Annotated in this window: 28 protein-coding genes, 1 rRNA gene and 1 other annotated feature; of the genes, 27 read left to right on the forward strand and 2 right to left on the reverse strand. The window is 42.6% G+C overall.

Annotated elements, in window-relative coordinates; translation table 11 throughout:
• Window positions 1-11: 11 nt before the first annotated feature.
• Window positions 12-126, forward strand: a 5S ribosomal RNA gene (gene rrf, locus ERX27_RS05400).
• A 17-nt stretch (window positions 127-143) separates the two neighbouring features.
• Here rrf and pdxR read toward each other — a convergent pair.
• Window positions 144-1508 (reverse strand): MocR-like pyridoxine biosynthesis transcription factor PdxR, encoded by a 1365-nt coding sequence (gene pdxR, locus ERX27_RS05405; RefSeq protein WP_243715868.1) that lies wholly within the window; start codon window positions 1506-1508, stop codon window positions 144-146.
• A gap of 101 nt (window positions 1509-1609) precedes the next feature.
• Between pdxR and pdxS the strand changes: the two genes are divergently transcribed.
• The 3 genes from pdxS (at window position 1610) to ERX27_RS05420 (ending at window position 3821) form a co-directional block, all read left to right on the forward strand.
• Window positions 1610-2497 (forward strand): pyridoxal 5'-phosphate synthase lyase subunit PdxS, encoded by an 888-nt coding sequence (pdxS, locus tag ERX27_RS05410; protein WP_133431817.1) that lies wholly within the window; start codon window positions 1610-1612, stop codon window positions 2495-2497.
• Between the two features lies 1 nt (window position 2498).
• The gene (pdxT, locus tag ERX27_RS05415; protein ID WP_133431914.1) at window positions 2499-3065 is read left to right on the forward strand and encodes a pyridoxal 5'-phosphate synthase glutaminase subunit PdxT; all 567 of its coding nucleotides are present in this window, start codon (window positions 2499-2501) and stop codon (window positions 3063-3065) included.
• Between the two features lie 102 nt (window positions 3066-3167).
• Entirely contained in the window at window positions 3168-3821 is a 654-nt protein-coding gene (locus tag ERX27_RS05420) for a nitroreductase family protein (protein ID WP_133431818.1), read from the forward strand.
• Between the two features lie 38 nt (window positions 3822-3859).
• On the opposite strand, the gene ERX27_RS05425 is transcribed toward ERX27_RS05420, so the two are convergent.
• Window positions 3860-5080 (reverse strand): NupC/NupG family nucleoside CNT transporter, encoded by a 1221-nt coding sequence (locus ERX27_RS05425; RefSeq protein ID WP_133431819.1) that lies wholly within the window; start codon window positions 5078-5080, stop codon window positions 3860-3862.
• Window positions 5081-5237: 157 nt separating this feature from the next.
• Between ERX27_RS05425 and ERX27_RS05430 the strand changes: the two genes are divergently transcribed.
• From ERX27_RS05430 to ERX27_RS05540, 23 genes are all read left to right on the forward strand, one after another.
• Window positions 5238-5696 (forward strand): CtsR family transcriptional regulator, encoded by a 459-nt coding sequence (locus tag ERX27_RS05430; protein WP_133431820.1) that lies wholly within the window; start codon window positions 5238-5240, stop codon window positions 5694-5696.
• A gap of 11 nt (window positions 5697-5707) precedes the next feature.
• Window positions 5708-6088, forward strand: coding sequence for a UvrB/UvrC motif-containing protein (locus ERX27_RS05435; protein ID WP_133431821.1), 381 nt, complete (start codon window positions 5708-5710; stop codon window positions 6086-6088).
• Entirely contained in the window at window positions 6078-7082 is a 1005-nt protein-coding gene (locus tag ERX27_RS05440; protein WP_133431822.1) for a protein arginine kinase, read from the forward strand. Before ERX27_RS05435 ends, ERX27_RS05440 begins: the two co-directional genes overlap by 11 nt.
• A gap of 11 nt (window positions 7083-7093) precedes the next feature.
• Window positions 7094-9532: an ATP-dependent Clp protease ATP-binding subunit gene (locus ERX27_RS05445; RefSeq protein WP_133431823.1), complete on the forward strand. Its 2439-nt coding sequence runs from the start codon at window positions 7094-7096 to the stop codon at window positions 9530-9532.
• A 94-nt stretch (window positions 9533-9626) separates the two neighbouring features.
• Window positions 9627-10991, forward strand: a complete 1365-nt coding sequence (radA, locus tag ERX27_RS05450; RefSeq protein ID WP_133431824.1) for a DNA repair protein RadA — start codon at window positions 9627-9629, stop codon at window positions 10989-10991.
• Between the two features lie 14 nt (window positions 10992-11005).
• Window positions 11006-12058, forward strand: coding sequence for a PIN/TRAM domain-containing protein (locus ERX27_RS05455; protein ID WP_133431825.1), 1053 nt, complete (start codon window positions 11006-11008; stop codon window positions 12056-12058).
• Window positions 12058-12744, forward strand: coding sequence for a 2-C-methyl-D-erythritol 4-phosphate cytidylyltransferase (ispD, locus tag ERX27_RS05460; protein ID WP_341777586.1), 687 nt, complete (start codon window positions 12058-12060; stop codon window positions 12742-12744). The genes ERX27_RS05455 and ispD overlap by 1 nt, the downstream gene beginning before the upstream one ends.
• Complete coding sequence (ispF, locus tag ERX27_RS05465) at window positions 12732-13211, forward strand: 2-C-methyl-D-erythritol 2,4-cyclodiphosphate synthase (protein WP_133431827.1); 480 nt, start codon at window positions 12732-12734, stop codon at window positions 13209-13211. The genes ispD and ispF overlap by 13 nt, the downstream gene beginning before the upstream one ends.
• A 15-nt stretch (window positions 13212-13226) precedes the next feature.
• On the forward strand, window positions 13227-14681 hold the full coding sequence (gene gltX, locus ERX27_RS05470; RefSeq protein WP_133431828.1) for a glutamate--tRNA ligase: 1455 nt from the start codon (window positions 13227-13229) through the stop codon (window positions 14679-14681).
• 226 nt (window positions 14682-14907) lie between these two features.
• Window positions 14908-15549 carry a serine O-acetyltransferase gene (gene cysE / locus ERX27_RS05475; RefSeq protein ID WP_133431829.1) on the forward strand — a complete coding sequence of 214 codons (642 nt, stop codon included), beginning with the start codon at window positions 14908-14910 and terminating at the stop codon, window positions 15547-15549.
• Window positions 15533-16927, forward strand: a complete 1395-nt coding sequence (cysS, locus tag ERX27_RS05480; protein WP_133431830.1) for a cysteine--tRNA ligase — start codon at window positions 15533-15535, stop codon at window positions 16925-16927. The genes cysE and cysS overlap by 17 nt, the downstream gene beginning before the upstream one ends.
• Window positions 16920-17321 (forward strand): Mini-ribonuclease 3, encoded by a 402-nt coding sequence (locus ERX27_RS05485; RefSeq protein WP_133431831.1) that lies wholly within the window; start codon window positions 16920-16922, stop codon window positions 17319-17321. Before cysS ends, ERX27_RS05485 begins: the two co-directional genes overlap by 8 nt.
• Window positions 17318-18052 carry a 23S rRNA (guanosine(2251)-2'-O)-methyltransferase RlmB gene (rlmB, locus tag ERX27_RS05490; RefSeq protein ID WP_133431832.1) on the forward strand — a complete coding sequence of 245 codons (735 nt, stop codon included), beginning with the start codon at window positions 17318-17320 and terminating at the stop codon, window positions 18050-18052. The genes ERX27_RS05485 and rlmB overlap by 4 nt, the downstream gene beginning before the upstream one ends.
• Window positions 18052-18570 carry an NYN domain-containing protein gene (locus ERX27_RS05495; RefSeq protein ID WP_133431833.1) on the forward strand — a complete coding sequence of 173 codons (519 nt, stop codon included), beginning with the start codon at window positions 18052-18054 and terminating at the stop codon, window positions 18568-18570. The genes rlmB and ERX27_RS05495 overlap by 1 nt, the downstream gene beginning before the upstream one ends.
• A 74-nt stretch (window positions 18571-18644) precedes the next feature.
• Window positions 18645-19259 (forward strand): sigma-70 family RNA polymerase sigma factor, encoded by a 615-nt coding sequence (locus tag ERX27_RS05500; RefSeq protein ID WP_165983100.1) that lies wholly within the window; start codon window positions 18645-18647, stop codon window positions 19257-19259.
• Between the two features lie 48 nt (window positions 19260-19307).
• Window positions 19308-19448 (forward strand): 50S ribosomal protein L33, encoded by a 141-nt coding sequence (gene rpmG, locus ERX27_RS05505; RefSeq protein WP_208001760.1) that lies wholly within the window; start codon window positions 19308-19310, stop codon window positions 19446-19448.
• 11 nt (window positions 19449-19459) lie between these two features.
• On the forward strand, window positions 19460-19636 hold the full coding sequence (gene secE, locus ERX27_RS05510; protein ID WP_420827898.1) for a preprotein translocase subunit SecE: 177 nt from the start codon (window positions 19460-19462) through the stop codon (window positions 19634-19636).
• 11 nt (window positions 19637-19647) lie between these two features.
• Entirely contained in the window at window positions 19648-20193 is a 546-nt protein-coding gene (nusG, locus tag ERX27_RS05515; protein WP_133431835.1) for a transcription termination/antitermination protein NusG, read from the forward strand.
• Between the two features lie 138 nt (window positions 20194-20331).
• Entirely contained in the window at window positions 20332-20754 is a 423-nt protein-coding gene (gene rplK / locus ERX27_RS05520; protein WP_133418118.1) for a 50S ribosomal protein L11, read from the forward strand.
• A 96-nt stretch (window positions 20755-20850) separates the two neighbouring features.
• The gene (gene rplA, locus ERX27_RS05525) at window positions 20851-21546 is read left to right on the forward strand and encodes a 50S ribosomal protein L1 (protein WP_133431836.1); all 696 of its coding nucleotides are present in this window, start codon (window positions 20851-20853) and stop codon (window positions 21544-21546) included.
• Window positions 21547-21580: 34 nt separating this feature from the next.
• Window positions 21581-21705: a sequence feature (ribosomal protein L10 leader region), on the forward strand.
• A gap of 33 nt (window positions 21706-21738) precedes the next feature.
• Complete coding sequence (gene rplJ, locus ERX27_RS05530; RefSeq protein WP_133431837.1) at window positions 21739-22296, forward strand: 50S ribosomal protein L10; 558 nt, start codon at window positions 21739-21741, stop codon at window positions 22294-22296.
• 34 nt (window positions 22297-22330) lie between these two features.
• Complete coding sequence (gene rplL / locus ERX27_RS05535) at window positions 22331-22693, forward strand: 50S ribosomal protein L7/L12 (RefSeq protein ID WP_133431838.1); 363 nt, start codon at window positions 22331-22333, stop codon at window positions 22691-22693.
• A 67-nt stretch (window positions 22694-22760) separates the two neighbouring features.
• Window positions 22761-23360, forward strand: a complete 600-nt coding sequence (locus ERX27_RS05540; protein ID WP_133431839.1) for a class I SAM-dependent methyltransferase — start codon at window positions 22761-22763, stop codon at window positions 23358-23360.
• Window positions 23361-23480 lie beyond the last annotated feature (120 nt).

Genomic DNA, 23480 nt, shown 5'->3' on the forward strand with positions numbered 1-23480 from the left:
TTCTCACCCTGTCTGGTGATGATGGCAGAGAGGTCACACCTGTTCCCATACCGAACACAGAAGTTAAGCTCTCTAGCGCCGATGGTAGTTGGACTTACGTTCCGCAAGAGTAGGACGTTGCCGGGCAAATAGAAAGAGACCTGTCAGGTCTCTTTTTTTTGTATTAATTTATTCATTAAATTCTCTATATCATTTCTGATTGAACCATCTTTTAGCCCTCCGTATCCTAAAATAAGCTGCTGTTTATATATCTTCTGATTGTGTTCAGCATAGTCACTGATTAAACTTACTTCGACATCCTCCGGTTTTACAAGTGGATAGTTGAAAGTGATGACACAGTGCATACCTGCTTGTTCCCCGCTGATTGCTATTTCCTGCTGAAAAGGTTTAAGTGCTTCTAATACCGCATCCAGTTTTTTCTTATAAGCTTTTCTTGTTCTGTTGATGTTACGTTCAAATTCTCCTGACTGCATGAAACGCGTGATGATATATTGAATGTGTCTAGGCACAGTCATATTGGGTTTATGCTTTAGCTCATGATATTTTTTGAGTAGTGGTTCTGGTAGTACGATATAAGCAACACGAATACTGGGGTATATTGATTTTGAAAATGTACTCATATAGATGACTTTCTGATGCGTATCGAGTCCTTGTAGAGCTTTTAGAGGTTGCCCTCTATATCTAAATTCACTGTCATAATCATCTTCTATAATATATCTATCTTGCTTCATAGCCCATTTTAATAATTCTGTTCTTCGCCTTGCTGACAGAACGGCTCCTGTTGGAAACTGATGACTGGGTGTTATATGAACAATATCAGCTGTTTGATGAAGGGCGTCGACGACTATGCCTTCTGCATCTACTTCAACGGGCAGATATGTTTTATTCTCGTACTTAAGTACTTTTCGGATAAGAGGATAACCAGGATCTTCGACTTGATAGGCTGCCTCGGGTAGTATGCGTGTCACAAGGGTAAACAATTGTTCAGTTGAACTGCCGATAATAATCTGTTCGTTGCGACAATTGACGCCTCTTGAATGATAGAGATAACGGCGGATTTGCTCTCTTAAGGCGTATTCACCTTGAGGATGTCCTCGGTCTAAAAGTTCGTCCATTTCAATTTCAAAAGCTTCTTTAGCATACTTTCTGAAAAGGTGATGAGGAAAACCGGAATGATGGCTGTCTTCGATTTTAAATGAAGGCCTGTCCCTCTTCTTTTCGGGTTGTCTATCTTCTATTCTGTTTTCTGGTGCGCTGTTCAGCGTTGCTATCGTTTCTACAAAATAACCCACTTGCGGTTTTGAATAAATAAATCCTTCATCAAGCAGCTGCTGATAGGCAATCTCTATTGTCGTACCACTTAAGTTCAGATGCTGACTTAACTTACGCTTAGAGGGAAGCTTTTCATTCTGTATCAGCTTGCCTGACAGAATATCCTGTTTAATAAACTGATAAAGCTGCTGATAAAGAAAAGTGTCTTCTGTAAACTTATATGTAAGCATTTCCATATGGTAAACTGACCCCTTAATTTTTATTAAAACTGATACTTTTATAATATCAGTTTATTCGCTACATTAGTAGGTGAAATGAAATTGAAGGAGTGTATCAAATGTCTAAAATTTTAGGTTCAGATAAAGTAAAACGTGGTATGGCAGAAATGCAAAAAGGCGGCGTCATCATGGACGTTGTCAACGCGGAGCAGGCTAAACTGGCTGAAGCTGCTGGTGCGGTAGCAGTTATGGCTTTAGAACGTGTACCAAGTGATATCCGTAAAGCAGGCGGCGTTGCACGTATGGCGGATCCTCGTATCGTTGAAGAAGTAATGAACGCTGTTTCTATTCCTGTTATGGCTAAAGGCCGTATCGGACATATTACAGAAGCTCGTGTATTAGAAGCGATGGGTGTGGATTACATCGATGAATCAGAAGTTCTGACACCTGCTGATGAAGAGTTTCATTTAAAGAAAGATGAGTTTACTGTTCCATTCGTATGCGGCTGCCGTGACTTAGGTGAAGCTGCACGTCGTATCGGTGAAGGCGCTGCTATGCTTCGTACTAAAGGTGAGCCGGGTACAGGTAATATTGTAGAAGCTGTCCGTCACTTACGTAAAGTGAATGCACAAGTCCGTAAATTATCAGTGATGAACGATGATGAGATCATGACGGAAGCTAAATTACTGGGTGCACCTTACGAAGTCTTAAAAGAAATCAAAACGCTCGGCAAGTTACCGGTTGTCAACTTTGCTGCAGGCGGTGTTGCAACACCAGCTGATGCTGCACTGATGATGGAACTGGGTGCTGACGGTGTCTTCGTTGGTTCTGGTATCTTTAAATCTGAATCACCTGAAAAATTTGCTAAAGCGATTGTACAGGCGACTACACACTACCAGGACTATAAACTGATCGGTGAATTGTCTAAGGAGCTTGGCGCAGCGATGAAAGGTTTAGATATCAATTCTCTTTCTCTTGAAGAAAGAATGCAGGAACGTGGCTGGTAAGATGAAGATTGGTGTACTCGCGCTGCAGGGTGCCGTTCGCGAGCACCTGAAGCATATCGAACTGAATGGACATGAAGGTATTCCGGTTAAACACGTCGACCAGCTGGAAGACATTGATGGTCTTGTACTACCAGGCGGAGAATCGACAACGATGCGCCGTTTAATGGATTTATATGGTTTCACTGAAGCGCTGCGCAAAAGTGAACTGCCGATGTATGGCACCTGTGCAGGCCTTATCCTTCTCGCTGACGAAATAGAAGGCTACGATGAAGGCCATCTGAAGAAAATGGATATTAAGGTACGCCGTAATTCATTTGGACGTCAAGTTGACAGTTTTGAAGCAGATCTTGATGTAACAGGCATTGAAGAACAGGTCAATGCGGTTTTCATTCGTGCGCCGCACATCGTCTCAGTAGATGATGATGTAGAAGTTTTAAGTGAAGTAGAAGATAAGATGGTAGCAGTGAGACAGGATAAGTATTTGGGTATTTCATTTCATCCAGAGCTGACTGAAGACATCAAGATTATGAAGTATTTCATCGAAGAAATGGTTGCCAAAAACAAGTAGAAATCATCGGCCTCGGCCGATGATTTTTTTGTAGACAACTAGCGGGATTTCCAGGCCGAAGGATGATATAATGTGTCATTATATTTAAAGGAGTTTTGTATAATGAGCTTATCACTCAAAGAAGCTATTGCAATGAGAAAGTCAGTTAAGGAATTTGATCCAAACGTCAAGATTCCACATGAAGAAATGCTTGAAATGATTAAACTTGCTGCTGAAGCACCGTCGTCAGTCAACTTACAGCCATGGCGTTTCGTCGTTGTCGAATCTGATGAAGCTAAAGCCAGTATCAAAGATTTAGTCCGTTTCAATACTCGTCAGTTAGAAACAAGTGCGGCATTCATCCTGGTGCTATCCGACAATCAGCATATCCATGATATGGAGAAAGTTTATGGTAAAAGCGTAGAACTCGGTTATATGCCGCAGGAAGTGATGACAACGAATGTTGCGGCACTAAAAGACGCATTGTCTCAGGCACCTGAGAGCTATATCAGAATGCAAGGTATGATGGATGCCAATTTAGCAGCTATGCAGCTGATGCTGATTGCAAAAGATCATGGCTATGATACAAATCCGATTGGTGGCTTTGAACGTGATGAAGTGATGGACGCATTAAGAATCAATAAAGAACGTTATATACCTGTCATGTTCATTGCGATTGGAAAAGGCACGAAAGCACCTCATGACAGCAGCCGTCATGAAATAGAAGAGATTGTCGCATTTAACAGTGGAGACGCTGAAGGAAAAATAGGCAAATAAAAAAGATGAAGCAGCCGTTGGCTGTTTCATCTTTTTTATTATAAGAAGAATCCTGCGATTGCAGCAGAGATAAATGAGACAAGCGTTGCACCATAAAGTAACTTAAGACCGAAGCGGGCAACAACATCACCTTGTTTATCATTCAATGACTTAATCGCTCCAGCGATAATACCGATAGATGAGAAGTTTGCAAATGACACTAAGAATACTGAAACGATACCAATCGAACGCTCAGATAATTCTCCTTTGCCATTTTTAACCATGTTCTGTACATCAAGCATCGCTACAAACTCATTAGAAACGAGTTTTGTAGCCATAATTGAGCCTGCACGTACGGCATCGTCCCAAGCGATACCTGTTAAGAAGGCAAGAGGGGCAAAGACATAGCCTAGTAAAGTCTGGAAGTTAAATTTTCCTGGCGTAACGGCGTCTACAATACCATTCAGCATAGCGATCAAGGCGATATAACCGATCAGCATCGCACCGACAATAATCGCTACTTTGAAACCATCAAGAATATATTCACCGAGCATTTCGAAGAATGATTGTTTTTCTCCTTCTTCGTTCATGATGACTTCATTTTCTTCTTCATCTGAGACGCGGTAAGGATTAATGATTGAAGCGATGATGAAACCGCCGAATAAATTTAAGACAATAGCTGTTACTACGTATTCGGGTTTGATCATCTGGAAGTATGCACCGACGATAGAGAGTGACACAGTCGACATCGCTGAAGCTGTCAATGTATACAACCGATGTTTAGGAATATAGGGAAGTTGCTTCTTCAGTGAAATAAAGACTTCAGATTGACCTAAGATGGCTGAAGCGACAGCATTGTAAGATTCGAGTTTTCCCATCCCATTGATTTTAGAAATCGCTAGACCTAAGTATTTAATGATGAAAGGTAAAATTCTTAAATATTGCAGGATACCGATTAATGCTGAGATAAAAGTGATGGGTAGTAAGACTTGAGTAAAGAAGTTATTCATGGCCTCACCCTTTTCATTCAAGTTTACCATATTAGGGAAAACAAAATTAACTCCTTCAGCAGCATATGCTAATAAGAAACCGAAGCCAGTTGCAAGTTTATCCACTAACCACACTCCACCTGGCGTTTTCAGCAGCAGGAAAGCTAGCAAAAACTGGATAACAAGCATAATACCGATGTATGGCCACCTGACATTTTTTTTATCTGAACTGACTGCCCAGGCAAGCAGAAGAAAGACGACGATACCGATAGCACCAATAAGATAGTTCATTTTTTTCCTCTTTTCTAGATAGATTAAAACATCATTAAATATCATACTACACTTTTTATGAAAGCGATATACATTTTCGATAGGGTAAACAAATTGTTTGCACTCGTTCTTCATTGTCCCTATAATAAAGTCAAAGATGGTCAAAAGAGGTGAAATCATGAAAAATATGTCTGATATTATAGAGCAGTATTTAAAGCAGTTACTTGAACAGAGTGGGGATGCAGTTGAAATTAAGCGCTCTAAGATTGCTGAGAAATTTGACTGTGTCCCCTCGCAATTGAACTATGTCATCAAGACCCGCTTTACTAATGAACATGGCTATGAGATAGAGAGTAAACGCGGTGGTGGGGGCTATATCCGCATTACGAAGATTGAATCGAACAATCAAGGCGCCTTTATTGATCACTTGAGTGCAATGACAGGACAGCATGTCAGCCAGCAGAAGGCAGAGCATATCATTGACGCTTTATCACATAATGACTTGATTTCAGACCGTGAGAAGCGGCTGCTTCTTGCCACAATTCATCGTGATACATTATATGTAGATGTACCGTATAGAGATTATATCAGAGCGAATATTCTGCAGAGTGTCCTGACAGTTGTTCGCTACCATTAGTGAGGTGCAGCATGAACTATAATGATGAAGAGTTTACAATTAACCAGCTTCTGAAACATCTGCTTAGAGAAGAGCAATCAGAACCGGTATGTCCGAACTGTGGCCTGGCGCTTAATGAAGCGCTGCATATCGGTAAGTTCGGCTGTCATACCTGCTATTCAACATTCAGTGACTATGTGCCGCAGATTGTCGAACGCGTGCAGGCTGGCAACCAGAAACATACCGGACAAGCACCTCTTAAGTCGGCAGAAAAAATTAAGCTGAAGAAACAGATAGAAGCGCTCGAGGCTAAACTCGAAGGATTGGTCGCTGAACAGGCTTTTGAAGAAGCGGTGACTGTGCGCGATGAAATTAAGGCACTCAGAGAAAGGGAGGATTCCGATGCTGGATAAACATTTAAATATGCAGCTTGGAGACTGGATGCAGCAGGAAGACCAGCCTATTATCCTGAGCTCCAGAATTAGACTCGCCCGTAACCTTGAGAATTTTGTGCATCCGCTCATGTATGATGATCAGACAGGTGAGCAGGTGCTGAACGAAGTATCTGCTGTCCTGGCGCCGCAGTTCGATGAAGTGAGACTTGCTGACCTTGATGTCAATGCCAGACAGATGCTGGTCATCAAGCATCTCGTGAGTAAGGAACTGCTAAATCAGCCTTATGGGGCCGTCTTCCTCAATGAAGATGAATCCGTCAGCATTATGATTAACGAAGAAGATCATATTCGTATTCAAGTACTGGGTTGTGACTTATCTCTTGATCAGCTTTATCTGAAAGCCAAAGAAATTGATCAGCAGATAGATGAGAAGATGACGTTATCTTTTGATGAAACGCTCGGTTATTTAACGACCTGCCCGACCAATATCGGTACGGGTCTTAGAGCGAGTGTCATGCTTCATCTGCCGGGACTTTCTATTATGAAGCGCATGACGCGTATTGCGCAGGCAATCAATCGCTTCGGTTACACAATTCGCGGCATATATGGTGAAGGCAGTCAGGGTCTTGGACATGTCTACCAGGTATCCAATCAGCTGACACTCGGTAAGAGCGAGGAAGCAATTATCAGTGACCTGAAGCAGATTGTGGAACAGATTATCGGTGAGGAAGAAGCGATGCGTCAACGGCTGTTTGATTATGATTATATCGAAACATCTGACCGCATCAACCGCAGTCTTGGTATTTTAAAATATGCACGTCTGATCAGTGCAGAAGAAGCAAGTCTGAGACTAAGTGAAGTGAAAATGGGTATAGATATGGGAATCATTCCCACACAGCCTTTTCGATTTAATGAACTGATGATGGCGATCCAGCCCCCTTTTCTGAATACAATCAATGAAGCACTTGAAATAGATGAAAAAAGAGCCAAGATGCTTAGAGAGCATCTTTAAAAGGAGGAAACATAATGTTTGGTAAATTAACAGAACGCGCACAGCGTGTCCTTGCACATGCGCAGGAAGAAGCGATTCGTCTGCAGCATAATAATATCGGAACTGAGCACTTATTGCTTGGTCTTGTCAAAGAACCTGACGGTATTGCAGCAAAAGTACTGGCAGAGTTTGATATTACAGAAGAAAAAATTATCAATGAAGTAGAACAGCTGATTGGTCACGGTACAGGACTTGGCGGTACGATTCAGTACACACCAAGAGCGAAAAAAGTGATTGAATTATCACTCGATGAAGCTCGTCGCCTGAATCATTCATTTGTCGGTACAGAGCACTTATTGCTTGGTCTGATTCGTGAAAATGAAGGCGTTGCAGCACGTGTTCTTGCTAATCTGGACTTAAATATTACGAAAGCACGCGCTCAAGTCGTGAAGTTGCTTGGCAGCCCGGAAATGAGTGCTAAAAATGCACAGGGTTCAAAATCACAAGGGACACCGACACTTGATGGTCTGGCACGTGACTTAACTGTTATCGCGAAAGAAGGAACGCTTGATCCGGTCATCGGTCGTAGCCAGGAAATTATTCGTGTGATTGAAGTGTTAAGTAGACGTACGAAGAACAATCCTGTTTTAATCGGTGAGCCTGGTGTCGGTAAAACAGCGATTGTTGAAGGGTTAGCGCAGGCAATCGTCAATAACGAAGTACCTGAAACTTTAAAAGGTAAACGTGTCATGAGTTTAGATATGGGTACGGTTGTCGCAGGGACTAAATACCGCGGTGAATTTGAAGAACGTCTGAAAAAAGTGATGGATGAAATCCATCAGGCAGGCAATATCATTCTCTTCATCGACGAATTGCATACACTGATCGGTGCAGGTGGAGCTGAAGGCGCAATTGATGCCTCAAATATTTTAAAACCGGCACTGGCACGTGGTGAACTGCAATGTATCGGTGCGACGACACTTGAAGAATATCGTAAGTATATCGAGAAAGATGCGGCGCTGGAACGTCGCTTCCAGCCAGTCACAGTCAACGAACCGAATATCGAAGATGCGATTGAAATACTGAAAGGGCTGCGCGACCGTTACGAAGCACATCACCGTATTAAAATTACTGATGATGCTTTAGTGGCAGCGGTTAAGATGAGTGACCGTTATATCTCTGACCGTTTCCTGCCGGATAAAGCGATTGATTTAATAGATGAGGCGGGTTCTAAAGTACGACTTCGCAACCATACAACACCGCCAAGCCTGAAAGAGATGGAATCAGAGCTCGAACAGATTAAAAAAGAGAAAGATGCTGCTGTTCATTCTCAGGAATTTGAAGAAGCGGCATCCCTTCGTGACAAACAGACAAAACTTGAAAAACAGCTCGACGAAACAAAAAAAGAATGGAAGAAAAGTCAGGGTCAGTCAGAATCAGCTGTTACTGAAGATGACATTGCACAAGTAGTTGCACAGTGGACAGGTATTCCGATTAATAAGATCGCTGAAACGGAATCTAAAAAGCTGCTCAACTTAGAAGAGATTCTGCATAACCGTGTCATCGGTCAGCAGGATGCAGTACAGTCTATTTCTAAAGCGGTACGTCGTGCAAGAGCTGGCTTGAAAGATCCTAAACGCCCAATCGGCAGCTTTATCTTCCTTGGACCAACAGGTGTCGGTAAGACCGAGCTTGCTAAAGCGCTGGCTGAAGCCATGTTCGGCGAAGAAGATGCCATGATCCGAGTCGATATGAGTGAATTTATGGAGAAACATAGCGTTTCAAGATTAGTGGGTTCTCCTCCAGGTTATGTCGGCCATGAAGAAGGCGGTCAGTTAACGGAGAAAGTTCGCCGTAAACCTTACTCAGTGATTTTATTCGATGAAATCGAAAAAGCGCATCCAGATGTCTTCAACATGCTCCTTCAAGTGCTGGATGATGGTCGTCTGACAGACGCACAAGGTCGTACAGTCGATTTCCGTAACACGGTCATTATCATGACGTCTAACGTCGGTGCACAGGAACTGAAAGACAACAAATTTGTTGGCTTCGGTGCAAGTACAACGGGTCCTGATTATGAGACAATCCGTAAAACGATGATGAACGAACTGAAAAATCAGTTCCGTCCAGAGTTCTTAAACCGTGTAGACGATATCATTGTCTTCCACAAGCTTGAAAAAGAACACTTGAAAGAAATCGTTACATTGATGGTCGGAAGCCTGGCGAAACGTCTGGAAGAACAGGATATTCATATCACTTTAACAGATGCAGCGAAAGAAAAAATTGCAGATGAAGGATATGATCCTGAATACGGTGCTCGTCCGCTCGCACGTGCGATTCAGAAGAATATTGAGGATGAGTTATCCGAAGAACTGCTGAAAGGTCAGACACTGGCAGGACAGGATGTCAAAATTGATTATGTAAACGATAAATTTGATATTCAGACTGTCGCAAGATCAGCTGCAGAATAAGATTAAACCCCTGAAGTATATGCTTCAGGGGTTTAATTGTATTACGCATAAAAAGAGTTTAGAATGGAAAGATAAACATACAGGAGGAACTTCATTGGCAAAAACAAAAGTAACATTTGAATGTATGGCTTGTGGCTATCAGTCACCCAAATGGATGGGTAAGTGTCCGAACTGTGGTGCCTGGAATCAGATGGAAGAAGTCATTGAACATAAAGCCAAAGGGCCGAAGACGGCTATTACAGACACTTCTGCTAATCAGAAAGTAGAAAAGCTGAAAGATGTCACAAAAGAAACAACCCCAAGATCGACGACCTATATTAAAGAATTTGACCGTGTTCTGGGTGGGGGAATCGTTCCTGGTTCACTGATTTTAATCGGTGGGGACCCGGGTATCGGTAAATCAACGCTCCTGCTGCAAGTCTGTGCGCTACTATCACAGCATGACAACGTGCTCTATATTTCTGGGGAGGAATCTGTCCGCCAGACCAAACTGCGTTCTGACCGACTTAGTGAAGACGCAGGAGAACTCAGTGTCTATGCTGAGACGAATCTGCAGATTATTCATGAGACAGTCAAGAAAATTGAGCCGAAATTTCTGGTTATCGACTCTATCCAGACGATATTCCATCCAGAAGTCACTTCAGCACCGGGTTCTGTATCGCAAGTCCGTGAATGTACACAGGAGCTGCTTCGCATGGCTAAGTCCATGAACATCGCGACATTCATTGTCGGTCACGTGACGAAAGAAGGTCAGATTGCCGGACCGCGTCTACTCGAACATATGGTGGATACCGTTCTTTATTTCGAAGGCGATACACATCATAGTTACCGCATACTGCGCGCTGTAAAAAACAGGTTCGGTTCAACGAATGAAATGGGTATATTCGAGATGCGTCAAGCCGGTCTGAAAGAAGTACTTAACCCGTCTGAAATGTTCCTGGAAGAACGGACAAAAAATGTGGCCGGTTCTACTATTGTCGCGACGATGGAAGGCACAAGACCTCTACTTGTAGAAGTACAGGCACTTGTGACACCGACGTCATTCCATAATCCGCGCCGTACATCTACAGGCATCGATCAGAACCGTCTCAGTCTATTAATGGCTGTCCTGGAGAAGAAGCAGGGACTCCTGCTGCAGCAACAGGATGCCTATATTAAAGTGGCAGGCGGGGTCAAACTGGATGAGCCGGCTGTCGATTTAAGCGTGGTCATCAGTATTGCTTCCAGCTTCAGCGACAAAGCAACGCGCGGCGATGACTGCTATATCGGTGAAGTAGGGCTGACAGGAGAAGTGAGACGGGTTGCACGTATAGAGCAACGTGTCCAGGAGGCAGCTAAACTTGGTTTTAAACGTGTGATTATCCCCAAAAATAATATCGGTGGCTGGGATTTTCCGCCAAACATCGAAATTTTGGGTATTACTAATATTGCGGAAGCAATTAGAATTGCTTTTAACTAAAGGGAGGTGAACATATGTTAAAACGTTTAATGACACTTGTTTTTATTGTTATTGGTGCTTCACTCGGTATTTTTATGGTGCCGGAAATTACGCGTATCTTTGATCTTAAACTGCATCCCATACTGATGAACACCTATGTTGATGGCCTTTTAGGTATCATTGTCTTCATGTTATTATTTTACTGGCTTATTGATAAAGTCGTGGCGCTGATTGAGAAAAGTGAAGGTTTACTTCTCAAAAGAAACTTGATGGAGATCATCTTTGCGACACTAGGAATGATGATCGGTCTGGCTATTGCCTCTATGATCAGTCTTATTCTTGTTTCGATCGGTTTTTCGCTTCTGCGTAATACGATCCCCATTATTCTGGCAGTTATTCTCGGTTATCTGGGCTTTCAGGTAGGGCTCAAGAAGCGTGAGGAGATTCAGAACATGCTGCCTGAACGATTACAGGGACAGAAACGAAAAGTAAACGATAGTTCTAAACTGCTGGATACATCGGCGATTATCGACGGGCGTATTTTAGAAATTGTGAAATGCGGTTTCCTGGATGGCACGATTATTGTGCCGCAAGGTGTTCTTGATGAATTGCAACTGATCGCAGACTCTACAGACGGCCTCAAACGTGATAAAGGGCAAAGAGGACTGGATATTCTCGAGGCGCTGCGTCAATCTGACCATCCGGTTAAGATTGTTCCAGGACATAAGGAGATTCGTGAAGTTGATCAGCTGTTAGTGAAGATGGCAGCGGAGTCGAAAGCGAGCGTTATTACAACAGATTACAACTTAAATAAAGTCTGCCGTGTACAAGGGATTAAAGTGCTGAACGTCAATGATCTTTCTGAAGCAATCAAACCAGTCGTCCAGCAAGGCGATCGATTTAAACTGCTGATTACTAAGACTGGGAAAGAAGAAAATCAAGGTGTCGGTTATCTTGAAGATGGCACGATGGTTGTCGTCGATCATGCAAAACAGAATATCGGTGAGGAACATCAGGTAGAAGTGCAATCTATACTTCAGACGGCTTCAGGCAGAATTATTTTCACAAAGAAAGTAGCGGATAAATAATGTATACAGTTATTATTCCTGCAGCAGGACAAGGCAAAAGAATGGGCAGCGATAAAAATAAAGTATTGCTTGAGCTGAAACACCGCCCTGTCATCTTTCATACTGTTTCGCGATTTGAGCAGGATACAAGTTGTAATGCGATTTATCTGGCAGCGCGTCAGGAAGAACTGACAGAACTGACAGATATTCTTCAAGGATTCACAAAAGTGAAAGGGCTGGTGATCGGCGGCAGTGAAAGGCAGTACAGTATTCATAATGTGCTGAAGACGATTCCACCCTGCGCTGTTGTGATGGTGCATGATGCAGCTCGTCCCTTTGTTTCACATGAAACCTTGACGCAGCTTTATGACGGGGCCCTTGCAAGAAAAGCGGTTATTGCTGCTGTACAGGTTAAAGATACAATCAAAGTCGTCAATGAGCTGGTCATCGATCACACGCTTGATAGAACGACACTCTGGCAGGTGCAGACACCTCAGGCCTTCACGTATGATCTGCTTCTGGAAGCCTACAATCAGGCAGAACGTGACGGCTTTCTCGGCACAGATGATGCCTCTCTTGTTGAACGTCTTGGACAGCCAGTTTCTGTTGTCGTCAGCGATTATGACAATATCAAACTCACGACGCCGGAAGATTTATATTTTGCTGAAGCGATCATGAAGAAAAGAGGGATAGAATGTTCAGAATAGGATTTGGTTACGACGTGCATCAACTGGTAGAAGGACGTCGGCTGGTCATCGGAGGGCTCGAAATTCCTCATACGAAAGGGCTACTCGGCCATAGTGACGCAGATGTACTGCTTCATGCGATTACAGACGCGATGCTCGGTGCCGCGGCTCTTGGTGATATCGGCAAACTGTTCCCGGATACAGATATGGCATTTAAAGATGCGGATTCAAAAATCTTACTGACGGAATCATATAGAGCGGTTAAAGAAAAAGGGTACACAATCGGCAATATTGATGCGACGATTGTAGCTGAAAAACCAAAGTTCCGTCCACACATTGATGCAATGCGTCAGGTTATTGCAGAATTACTTGAAACCGATATCGATCAGGTGAATATCAAAGCAACAACGAATGAGAAGATGGGTTACCTGGGCAGAGAAGAAGGAATTGCCGCTCAGGCTGTGGTATTATTGAATCAAACTAATTAAATTGGAGTGACATAAATGGATAAAGTAAGAGTCAGATATGCGCCGTCACCAACCGGCTTTCTGCACATCGGGAATGCTAGAACAGCATTATTCAACTATTTATTTGCGAGACATCACGGCGGTGACTTCATCGTCCGTATAGAAGATACAGATACCGCTCGTAATGTGGAAGGCGGCGAAGAATCACAGCTCCGCTATCTTAAATGGTTAGGGCTTGAATGGGACGAATCAGTTGATAAAGACGGCGGCTACGGTCCTTATCGTCAGTCTGAACGTGCGCATATCTACAATCCTATTGTGGAGCAGTTACTCGCTGAAGATAAAGCATACCGCTGCTATATGACATCTGAAGAATTAGAAGCAGAGCGCGAGGAACAGCAGGCACGCGGCGAGATGCCTCGCTACGGCGGACAGCACGCACATTTAACGAAGGAACAGGAAGAAGCCTTCATTGCTGAAGGACGTGAACCAAGTATCCGTTTCCGTGTGCCACAAGGCAAAACTTATACGTTCAATGACATGGTTAAAGGTGAAGTGTCATTCGAATCTGACGGCATCGGTGACTGGGTCATCGTAAAGAAAGACGGCATTCCGACATATAACTTCGCAGTAGCAATCGATGATCACTTCATGGAGATTTCTCATGTTATTCGCGGTGATGACCACATTTCCAACACGCCTAAACAGATGATGATCTATGAGGCGCTCGGTTATGAAATCCCCACGTTCGGGCACATGACGTTAATCGTCAATGAAGAACGCAAAAAACTATCTAAACGAGACGGCTCTATCATTCAGTTTATCGAGCAGTATCATGATTTAGGTTACCTGCCAGAAGCATTGTTCAATTTCATTGGCTTACTTGGCTGGTCGCCAGTCGGTGAAGAAGAGATCTTCTCTAAAGAACAGTTCATTGAAATGTTTGACGAGAACCGTCTGAGCAAATCACCTGCTTTCTTTGATAAAGTAAAACTCGCCTGGATCAATAACCAGTATATGAAAGAAAAAGATCTGGATACAGTCTTCGAAATGACACTGCCTCACATGGAAAAAGCAGAACTTATTTCAGCGAATCCATCAGAAGAAGAATTGAAGTGGGCTAAAAGTTTAGTGGAACTTTACCAGCAGCAGATGAGCTATGCAGGCGAAATCGTCGAACTGTCTGAACTGTTCTTCAAGGATGAATTACAACTGAGTGACGAAGCGACTGAAGTGGTAAACGGTGAACAAGTACCTGAACTGATGCGTGCCTTAAAAGAGAAGCTGAATGAACTTGAAACGTTTGATGCAGCATCGATTAAAGGGGCGATTAAAGCTGTACAGAAAGAAACAGGCATTAAAGGTAAAAACTTATTTATGCCGATTCGTGTAGTGGTCTCTGGACAGACACACGGTCCGGAACTGCCGAACACAATGGAACTGCTGGGTAAAGAGAAAGTACTTGAACGCATCGCACCTTACACAGTATAATAACGATTAGATAGGAAGACAGAGTAAATGATGAATGTCCAGTAGAGAGCGTCTGGCTGGTGAAAAGACGTGGCAGGATTGATTGAATGCACCTTCCGTAACTAACTTCATACTTAAATGAGTGAATGGCTCTGCCATTTGAAGAAGAGTGGAACCGTGTTGATGACAGACACCTCTGACGTTAAATCGTCTGAGGTGTCTTTTTATTTTAAGGGGATGGTGAATCATGTTCGCAAGAATTAAAGAGGATATTGCGATGGTATTTGAACAGGATCCGGCGGCGAGAAGCAGTGTCGAAGTGTTCCTGACTTATTCAGGTCTGCATGCAATCTGGTGGCACTTGGTCGCCCACAAACTTTATAACAGAAAACGCTTCTTCTCTGCCCGAGTCATCAGTCAGATATCCAGATTTATGACAGGTATCGAGATACATCCTGGTGCTAAAATCGGACGCAGACTGTTTATTGACCATGGTATGGGTATTGTAATCGGGGAGACTTGCACCATTGGCGATAATGTGACGATTTATCAAGGCGTCACGCTCGGTGGAACGGGTAAAGAATCAGGCAAACGACATCCCGATATCGGCAATAACGTCTTGATTGCAGCAGGCGCTAAAGTACTTGGGAATATTCAGGTCGGCAATAACGTCAACGTAGGCGCAAACTCTGTCGTGCTGAGAAATGTCCCTGACTACTGTACGGTTGTCGGGATCCCGGGCCATATCGTCAAGCAGCACGGCAAACGTGTAGGTAAGAGCTTTGACCATACAAAATTACCAGATCCATTGTATGAGAAACTAAAAGAACTTGAACGCCATATCGACGGCGTGAAGAATGGAGAGATTATTGATGATTACATTATATAATACGCTGACCCGTAAGAAGGAACCGTTTGTACCACTTGAAGAAGGCAAAGTGAAAATGTATGTCTGCGGACCGACCGTCTACAACTATATCCATATCGGTAATGCACGTCCTGCTATCAGTTTTGATGTAGTCCGTCGTTACTTTGAATATAAAGGTTATGAGGTCAATTATGTCTCAAACTTTACAGATGTGGACGATAAATTAATCAAGGCAGCGAAAGAACTGGGTTCAACGGTTCCTGAAGTCGCTGACCGCTTTATCGAAGCATACTTTGAGGATACACAGGCACTGAACTGCAAGCCTGCAACGGCGCATCCACGAGTGATGGATCATATGGATGACATCATCGTCTTTATCGACACGCTGATTGATAAGGGCTATGCATACGAAAGTGGCGGTGACGTTTACTTCCGTACGAGAAAGTTCGACGGCTACGGTAAACTCAGTCAGCAGTCTATCGATGAGCTGAAAGTCGGCGCGCGTATTCAGCAAGGTGAACTGAAAGATGATGCCCTTGACTTTGCGCTCTGGAAAGCGGCTAAACCAGGTGAAATTAAATGGACAAGTCCATGGGGTGAAGGGCGACCAGGCTGGCATATAGAATGCTCAGTAATGGCACGTAAGATGCTCGGCGATACGATTGATATCCATGCGGGCGGCAGTGACCTCGCATTCCCGCACCATGAGAATGAAATCGCGCAGTCAGAAGCACATAATGATAAAACATTTGCGCGTTACTGGATGCATAACGGTTTCATCAATATCGATAACGAGAAGATGAGTAAATCGCTCGGTAACTTTATTCTAGTACATGACATCATCAAAGAAGTAGACCCGGATGTGCTTAGATTCTTTATGATCAGTGTCCACTACCGTAACCCGATCAACTACAACATGGAGCTTGTGGCGAGCGCGAAAGCAGGTCTTGAACGTATTCAGCATGCTTATCAGGCGTTAAAAGAACGTCAGGCGATGTCTGTTGATATTGCTGATGATCAGACTGTTATTGAAGACATCAATCAGATTCTTGGCCGTTTTGAAGAAGCGATGGACGACGATTTCAATACCGCAAATGCAGTGACAAGCTGGTATGAGCTCGCTAAGCTTGCAAATGTCTATAATCAACGTACGACAACCGATCAGGCCGTGATCAGCCGCTTTATCGAAGTATTCGAGGCAATCAGCGGCGTCCTCGGGGTAACGCTCGATAAAAAAGAAGAACTGCTTGATGCGGATATCGAAGCACTGATCGAAGAACGTCAGACAGCAAGAAAGAATAAAGACTTTGCCCGTGCTGATGAAATCCGTGACTTGCTGAAAGACAAGAACATCATTCTTGAAGATACAGCGCAAGGCGTGAGATTCCGTCGTGGCTAATCAGGCGCATCTATATAATCCGCTCACTTTAGCCTATTTAGGTGATGCTTTGCTTGATCTGCATATCAGAACGCATGTCATCATGAAACTGCAGGCGAAGCCGAACACGTTACATCGTGCATCGACGTTCTATGTCTCAGCAAAGAGTCAGGCACAGACATTCGATGCCCTTGTCGCTGAAGCGTACTTTACGGAAGCGGAGCACGACGTCCTGATGAGAGGACGGAACGCAAAGAGCCATACGAAAGCTAAAAATACAGATGTTCTGACTTATAAGAAGAGTACAGCACTTGAAGCGGTCATCGGCTACCTGAAACTTTCAGGAGAAGAAGAACGGCTTCAGGCTCTGCTTGATAAAATAGTTGAACTCTGCGAGGAGAGAGAACCGAAATGAATGAAGATATCATTGTAGGTCGCCATGCGGTCAAAAGTGCAGCGCAGTCTGACCGTGAAATCAATAAAGTATATATTCAGGAAGGCATCAATAAACAGCAGATTAAACCGATTCTGGATATTTTAAAAGAACGTAAAATCATGGTGCAGCAGGTCCCTAAAAATAAACTGGACCAGATGAGTGACGTGCCTCACCAAGGCATCGCAGCACAGATTTCACCATACGAATATACAGAACTCGAGGATTTCCTGGAGACTGTTCAAGGGAAACTATCTACGCTGATGATTCTGGATGGACTGGAAGATCCGCATAATCTGGGTTCTATTATACGAACTGCTGACGCAATCGGTGTTGATGGTGTCATCATTCCGAAGCGCCGTTCTGTCACACTCAATTCTACAGTCGTTAAAGCATCGACGGGTGCAATTGAACATGTACCTGTTATGCGCGTGACGAATCTTGCGCAGACAATTGACAGACTGAAAGAAGCAGGATTCTGGGTCTGCGGTACAGATGCCAAGAAGTCTGTTGACTATCGTCAGATGGATGCGGGGATGCCTCTTGCTATCGTCATAGGCTCTGAAGGCGAAGGGATGAGCCGATTAGTGAAAGATAAATGTGATTTTCTTGTCCATCTACCGATGATCGGACATGTGAACAGCTTAAATGCTTCAGTTGCAGCGAGTCTTCTGATGTATGAAGTTTATAGAAAGCGCACACCGCTTGATTGATGAAAACACATTATACGATCATCGACGGTTATAACGTCATCGGTCAAAGCGAGGAACTGAAGGAAGTGGCAAAGGAATCGCTGGAAGAAGCCCGCAAGACGCTCTTGCTCTGGCTCGTGAACTATAATGCTAGACAGCAGACGAAACTGATGTGTGTCTTTGATGCCTACAATACAAATGGCGTGGAATCAAAGGAGTACTTTCACGGTATTCATGTCATCTACTCAAAGAGAGATGAAACAGCAGACGCTGTCATTGAACGACTCGTCTATGATCTGTATGATAAGCACATCACGCGTATCACTGTCGTAACGAGCGACTTATCCGAACAGCATACGATTTTTGGGTCAGGTGCCCTCAGGATTTCTTCAAGAGAATTTCTCCTTGAATTACAGGAAGAGAAAGTACTGCTGGAACGGGAATTACTAGATATCAACGAAGATAAACCACGCATACGCATCTCTATTGATGAAGAAACAAAAGAGCGCCTTGAAGCATTAAGAAGAGGGTATAAGTAAATATTTTATCTTAATGGTAACAATTGTAAAAGTGTATTCAGCATTGTAGAATAAAAAGAAAAAAGAGGTATTCTGTGGATATTCTACTGCTGTATATTTTTGAAAACCCTGCTGATTATCATGCTGAAAGTGATGAAAGTCTTGTCTCAAAAATCAATACGGGCAGTGAAGCAGCCTTTGAAACATTGACGGCCCGTTTAAAGCCTCTTATTCTACATTGCAGCAGCCGTTATCCGCATCTAGATAAACAGGAAGTCTATCAGGATGCGCTCATTCTGCTGTACCATTCAGCGCTAAAATTTAACGAAGAAAAATGCGGTAGTTTCAGACCCTACTACTTAAAGGTCCTGCACTACCGATTGATTGACTGGGCGAGGAAAAACCGCCAGTATCGTTTATCCATCAGTATGCAGCAGCCCATCCATGAACAGGTCTCTGAACAGACTCTGGAAGAAACACTTAGTGACTTAAAGCCTTCACCTGAGAGTGATAGTATTTATAAGGAATTATGGTTGCTCATCAATCCGGTTACGCTCGGCTTAAGTCCATTTGAGTATAAGCTGCTAAAACACCTGCTCGACGGACGGGATCTCGTTGAAGTAATGGAGCAGGAAAAGAAGTCAGAACGCGTTGTCAGAAACGCGCATGCAAGACTCAGAAGAAAGGTTCTCTCCCAGTTGATGCGTTGACAATTAATTCTTTAGGTTTTATATTAAATAAGATTAAGGTGAGTTAAAGTGAAAAAAGTAGCGATGAACTGTTCGAGATGCGGCAGCAGAAATTATACGGCGACAAAACAGGATTCAGCAGTAAGGCTGGAACTGAAAAAATACTGTAAGACTTGCGATGCACATACGATGCACAAAGAGTCAATTTAGGAGGCAATATCATGCAGAAAGAAAATTTCTTCCAGGGTGTCATATCAGAGATGAAAAAAACGACTTGGCCGACCGGCAAAGAAGTCGTTCGTGATACAACAATCGTTGTACTTACGGTTTTATTCTTTATTTTATTCTTTTATGCAGTCGATTTAGGTATCACAGAACTAATCAAGTTAATTAATTAAGGAGGCACATCATGTCAGAAGAAAGTAAAAAGCATTGGTATGCGGTTCATACGTATTCCGGGTACGAAAATAAGGTCAAAGATAACTTGGAAAAACGTCTTGAATCCATGAACATGCAGGATCAAATCTTCCGCGTTGTGATTCCTGAAGAAGAAGAAACAACGATTAAAGATGGTAAACGTAAAACATCACTCAAAAAAACATTCCCAGGGTACGTATTAGTAGAACTTGTGATGACAGATGAATCATGGTACGTCGTGCGTAATACACCAGGTGTAACAGGTTTTGTCGGGTCAGCAGGCGCAGGTTCTAAGCCAAACCCATTATTGCCGGAAGAAGCGAAATTTATCCTGAAATCAATGGGTATGGCAGAGAAGACCATTGATGTTGAACTTGAAGTGGGCGAACAGGTCCGTATTACAACAGGTCCATTTACTAATCAGGTAGGCGAAATCAAAGAGATGGATGCTGAAAAATATAAGTTAACGGTTCTTGTTGAATTATTCGGCCGTGAGACACCGGTTGAAGTAGAATTTGATCAAGTTGAAAAATTATAATAAAAAATTAAAATATACACTTGAAAAATAGTTTGAGAAATGATATTATCTTAGGGTCGTGTCTAAACACGATTGTTGAGTGGGAGGGTAAATCTCATACCCTGTGACCACATCACGATACTATAGGAGGTGCACATCGTGGCTAAAAAAGTTATTAAAGTTGTTAAATTACAAATTCCTGCAGGGAAAGCGAATCCAGCACCACCAGTTGGTCCAGCATTAGGTCAAGCGGGTGTGAACATCATGGGATTCTGTAAAGAATTTAACGCACGTACACAAGAACAAGCAGGTTTAATCATTCCAGTTGAAATTTCTGTATTTGAAGATCGTTCATTTACATTTATTACTAAAACTCCACCTGCAGCAGTCTTACTGAAAAAAGCAGCTAAAGTTGAAAAAGGTTCAGGCGAACCTAATAAAAATAAAGTTGCTACAGTAACAGAAGACCAAGTGCGTCAAATTGCTGAAGAAAAAATGGAAGACTTAAACGCAGCAAGCGTTGAAGCAGCAATGCGTATTATCGCTGGTACTGCTCGTAGCATGGGCTTTGAAATTAAATAATTAATTGTTTTAAGAAAAGCAGACGTCTGACGTCTGCTCTTGCGTTGTTAATGTGGGAGGAAATTCCGCTAAAACCACTAAAGGAGGAGAAATACAATGGCTAAAAAAGGTAAAAAATATCAAGAAGCCGTACAAAAAGTTGATGCTCAAAACTTCTATTCAGTAGAAGAAGCAATCAAACTTGCAAAAGAAACAAGCACAGTAAACTTCGACGCTTCAGTTGAAGTTGCATTCCGTTTAGGAATCGACACTCGTAAAAATGACCAGCAGATCCGTGGTGCAGTTGTTCTGCCAAACGGTACTGGTAAAACTCAACGTGTCTTAGTATTCGCTAAAGGTGAAAAACTTAAAGAAGCTGAAGCAGCAGGTGCTGACTACGCTGGTGATACTGAGTACATCAACAAAATCAACCAAGGTTGGTTCGATTTCGATGTTATCGTTGCAACACCTGACATGATGGGTGAAGTGGGTAAACTTGGACGTGTCTTAGGACCTAAAGGTTTAATGCCTAACCCTAAAACAGGTACAGTAACAATGGACGTAACAAAAGCGGTTCAGGAAATCAAAGCAGGAAAAGTTGAATACCGTGCTGAAAAAGCAGGTATCGTTCATGCGGCGATCGGTAAAGTATCATTTGATGAAGCTAAGTTAGTTGAAAACTTCAACACACTTAAAGATGTTTTAGCAAAAGCTAAACCAGCATCATCAAAAGGTGTTTACTTCAAAACTGTAGCAGTTTCTACTACTATGGGCCCTGGTATCAAAATTGATCCAGCTGAAATCCGTAACTAATTCATATTGACAAATATCAGATTACACGTTATAGTGTAATCTGTATTTATAACCTAAGACAGCAGGGGCCATGTGCTTAATCATCCTGCCGAGGTGAAAATTGACTTGAATCTTCAAGCACTTTTTACCATGGGTGAAAAGTGCTTTTTTAATTTATTAAAAAAGCACGAAAATCTTAATGGAGGTGTCAGAATGTCTAAAACAGTTGAAATCAAACAACAAAAAGCGGATTTGATCACTGAACAATTTAAAAATTCAGTATCTACAATCATCGTTGACTATCGTGGATTAACAGTTGCTCAAGTAACTGAACTGCGTAAACAACTTCGCGAAGCAGGCATCGAATTCAGAGTATACAAAAATACTTTAGTTCGTCGTGCAGCTGTAGCAGCAGGTGTTGAAGGAATTGAAGAATTCTTAACAGGCCCTAACGCAATCGCATTCTCTAATGAAGAAGTTGTAGCGCCAGCAAAAATTATTGCTGAATTCGCTAAAGAAAACGATAAATTAGAAATCAAAGCCGGCATCATCGAAGGTAAAGTGACTTCTGTTGAAGAAGTTAAAGCAATCGCTTCTTTACCATCAAAAGAAGGTCTTATCTCTATGGTACTTTCAGTATTACAAGCACCAATGAGAAACTTCGCTTATGCTGTTAAAGCAGTAGGTGAACAAAAAGAAACTGGTACAGAAGCAGCAGCTCCTGCAGCTGAAGAAGCACCAGCAACTGAAGAAACAGAAACAGAAGCATAAACAAAACTAAAACAAAAAATGGAGGAAATAAATCATGACTAAAGAACAAATCATCGATGCAATCAAAGAAATGTCAGTATTAGAATTAAACGACTTAGTTAAAGCTATTGAAGAAGAATTTGGTGTAACAGCAGCAGCTCCTGTAGCAGCAGCTGGTGCAGCTGGCGGCGCTGCTGAAGCAGAACAAACTGAATTCACAGTTGAATTAGTATCTGCTGGCGCTTCAAAAATTAAAGTTGTTAAAGCTGTTAAAGAAGCAACTGGCCTTGGCTTAAAAGAAGCTAAAGAAGTAGTTGATAACGCTCCTAAAGCAGTTAAAGAAGGCGTTTCTAAAGACGAAGCTGAAGAATTAAAAGCTAAATTAGAAGAAGCTGGCGCAACTGTAGAAGTTAAATAATTACCACTTCCATGAAAAAACCCGTTATGATAATAACGGGTTTTATTTTTATATAAAGGAGTGCAGCATGAGCCATTATTACAGTGAAGAACAGGATGTCGTATCAAACCCTGTCCATTTTACTTATACATATGAAACGCATGAACTGAAACTGAAGACTGACAGCGGGGTATTCTCAAAAGGCAGCATCGATTTCGGATCAAATGTGCTCGTCCGTGCTTTTCTGCAGGAAGACAGACGTTACTCAAAAATTCTGGACGTTGGTTGTGGTTACGGTCCGATTGGTCTCATGATTGCGAGTGTCTACACAGACAGTGCTGTTCATATGGTAGACGTTAACGCACGCGCCCTTAGTCTGGCAGAAGAAAATGCGAGCAAGAATCATATCGATAACGTCAACATCTACAAAAGTGATGCACTCAGTCAGGTTGAAGAAACTTTTGATGCTATCCTGACAAACCCGCCCATTCGTGCCGGCAAGGAAGTCGTCAACCAGATCCTTGATCAGAGTTATGAGCGGCTGGAAGACGCAGGTGCCCTGTATGTCGTTATTCAGAAAAAGCAGGGCATGCCATCAGCGAAAAAACGGATGGAAGGTTTATTCGGCAATGTAGAAGTCCTGACGAAAGATAAAGGTTATTATATATTAAAGAGTGTAAAAGGTTGACTGGAAAGTTGCCGTCTGTTATAGTAATAGAATGTTAAATTTTAAATTCAATAAGTATGTACTTTTCTAGCTCGTATTAGCAAGATGAAGATAGTCATATATTTCGAAAATGGAGTTAAT

Origin of the sequence: Macrococcus brunensis, from assembly GCF_004359615.1 — a bacterium.
GTDB classification, from domain to species: Bacteria; Bacillota; Bacilli; order Staphylococcales; family Staphylococcaceae; genus Macrococcus; species Macrococcus brunensis.

Excerpts from the sequence above, each read along its gene's own strand:
- pdxR (WP_243715868.1), bottom strand. The coding sequence starts at position 1,508 with ATGGAAATGCTTACATATAAGTTTACAGAAGACACTTTTCTTTATCAG.
- pdxS (WP_133431817.1), top strand. The coding sequence starts at position 1,610 with ATGTCTAAAATTTTAGGTTCAGATAAAGTAAAACGTGGTATGGCAGAA.
- pdxT (WP_133431914.1), top strand. The coding sequence starts at position 2,499 with ATGAAGATTGGTGTACTCGCGCTGCAGGGTGCCGTTCGCGAGCACCTG.
- ERX27_RS05420 (WP_133431818.1), top strand. The coding sequence starts at position 3,168 with ATGAGCTTATCACTCAAAGAAGCTATTGCAATGAGAAAGTCAGTTAAG.
- ERX27_RS05425 (WP_133431819.1), bottom strand. The coding sequence starts at position 5,080 with ATGAACTATCTTATTGGTGCTATCGGTATCGTCGTCTTTCTTCTGCTT.
- ERX27_RS05430 (WP_133431820.1), top strand. The coding sequence starts at position 5,238 with ATGAAAAATATGTCTGATATTATAGAGCAGTATTTAAAGCAGTTACTT.
- ERX27_RS05435 (WP_133431821.1), top strand. The coding sequence starts at position 5,708 with ATGAACTATAATGATGAAGAGTTTACAATTAACCAGCTTCTGAAACAT.
- ERX27_RS05440 (WP_133431822.1), top strand. The coding sequence starts at position 6,078 with ATGCTGGATAAACATTTAAATATGCAGCTTGGAGACTGGATGCAGCAG.
- ERX27_RS05455 (WP_133431825.1), top strand. The coding sequence starts at position 11,006 with ATGTTAAAACGTTTAATGACACTTGTTTTTATTGTTATTGGTGCTTCA.
- ispD (WP_341777586.1), top strand. The coding sequence starts at position 12,058 with ATGTATACAGTTATTATTCCTGCAGCAGGACAAGGCAAAAGAATGGGC.
- ispF (WP_133431827.1), top strand. The coding sequence starts at position 12,732 with ATGTTCAGAATAGGATTTGGTTACGACGTGCATCAACTGGTAGAAGGA.
- gltX (WP_133431828.1), top strand. The coding sequence starts at position 13,227 with ATGGATAAAGTAAGAGTCAGATATGCGCCGTCACCAACCGGCTTTCTG.
- cysE (WP_133431829.1), top strand. The coding sequence starts at position 14,908 with ATGTTCGCAAGAATTAAAGAGGATATTGCGATGGTATTTGAACAGGAT.
- cysS (WP_133431830.1), top strand. The coding sequence starts at position 15,533 with ATGATTACATTATATAATACGCTGACCCGTAAGAAGGAACCGTTTGTA.
- rlmB (WP_133431832.1), top strand. The coding sequence starts at position 17,318 with ATGAATGAAGATATCATTGTAGGTCGCCATGCGGTCAAAAGTGCAGCG.
- ERX27_RS05495 (WP_133431833.1), top strand. The coding sequence starts at position 18,052 with ATGAAAACACATTATACGATCATCGACGGTTATAACGTCATCGGTCAA.
- secE (WP_420827898.1), top strand. The coding sequence starts at position 19,460 with ATGCAGAAAGAAAATTTCTTCCAGGGTGTCATATCAGAGATGAAAAAA.
- nusG (WP_133431835.1), top strand. The coding sequence starts at position 19,648 with ATGTCAGAAGAAAGTAAAAAGCATTGGTATGCGGTTCATACGTATTCC.
- rplA (WP_133431836.1), top strand. The coding sequence starts at position 20,851 with ATGGCTAAAAAAGGTAAAAAATATCAAGAAGCCGTACAAAAAGTTGAT.
- rplJ (WP_133431837.1), top strand. The coding sequence starts at position 21,739 with ATGTCTAAAACAGTTGAAATCAAACAACAAAAAGCGGATTTGATCACT.
- rplL (WP_133431838.1), top strand. The coding sequence starts at position 22,331 with ATGACTAAAGAACAAATCATCGATGCAATCAAAGAAATGTCAGTATTA.
- ERX27_RS05540 (WP_133431839.1), top strand. The coding sequence starts at position 22,761 with ATGAGCCATTATTACAGTGAAGAACAGGATGTCGTATCAAACCCTGTC.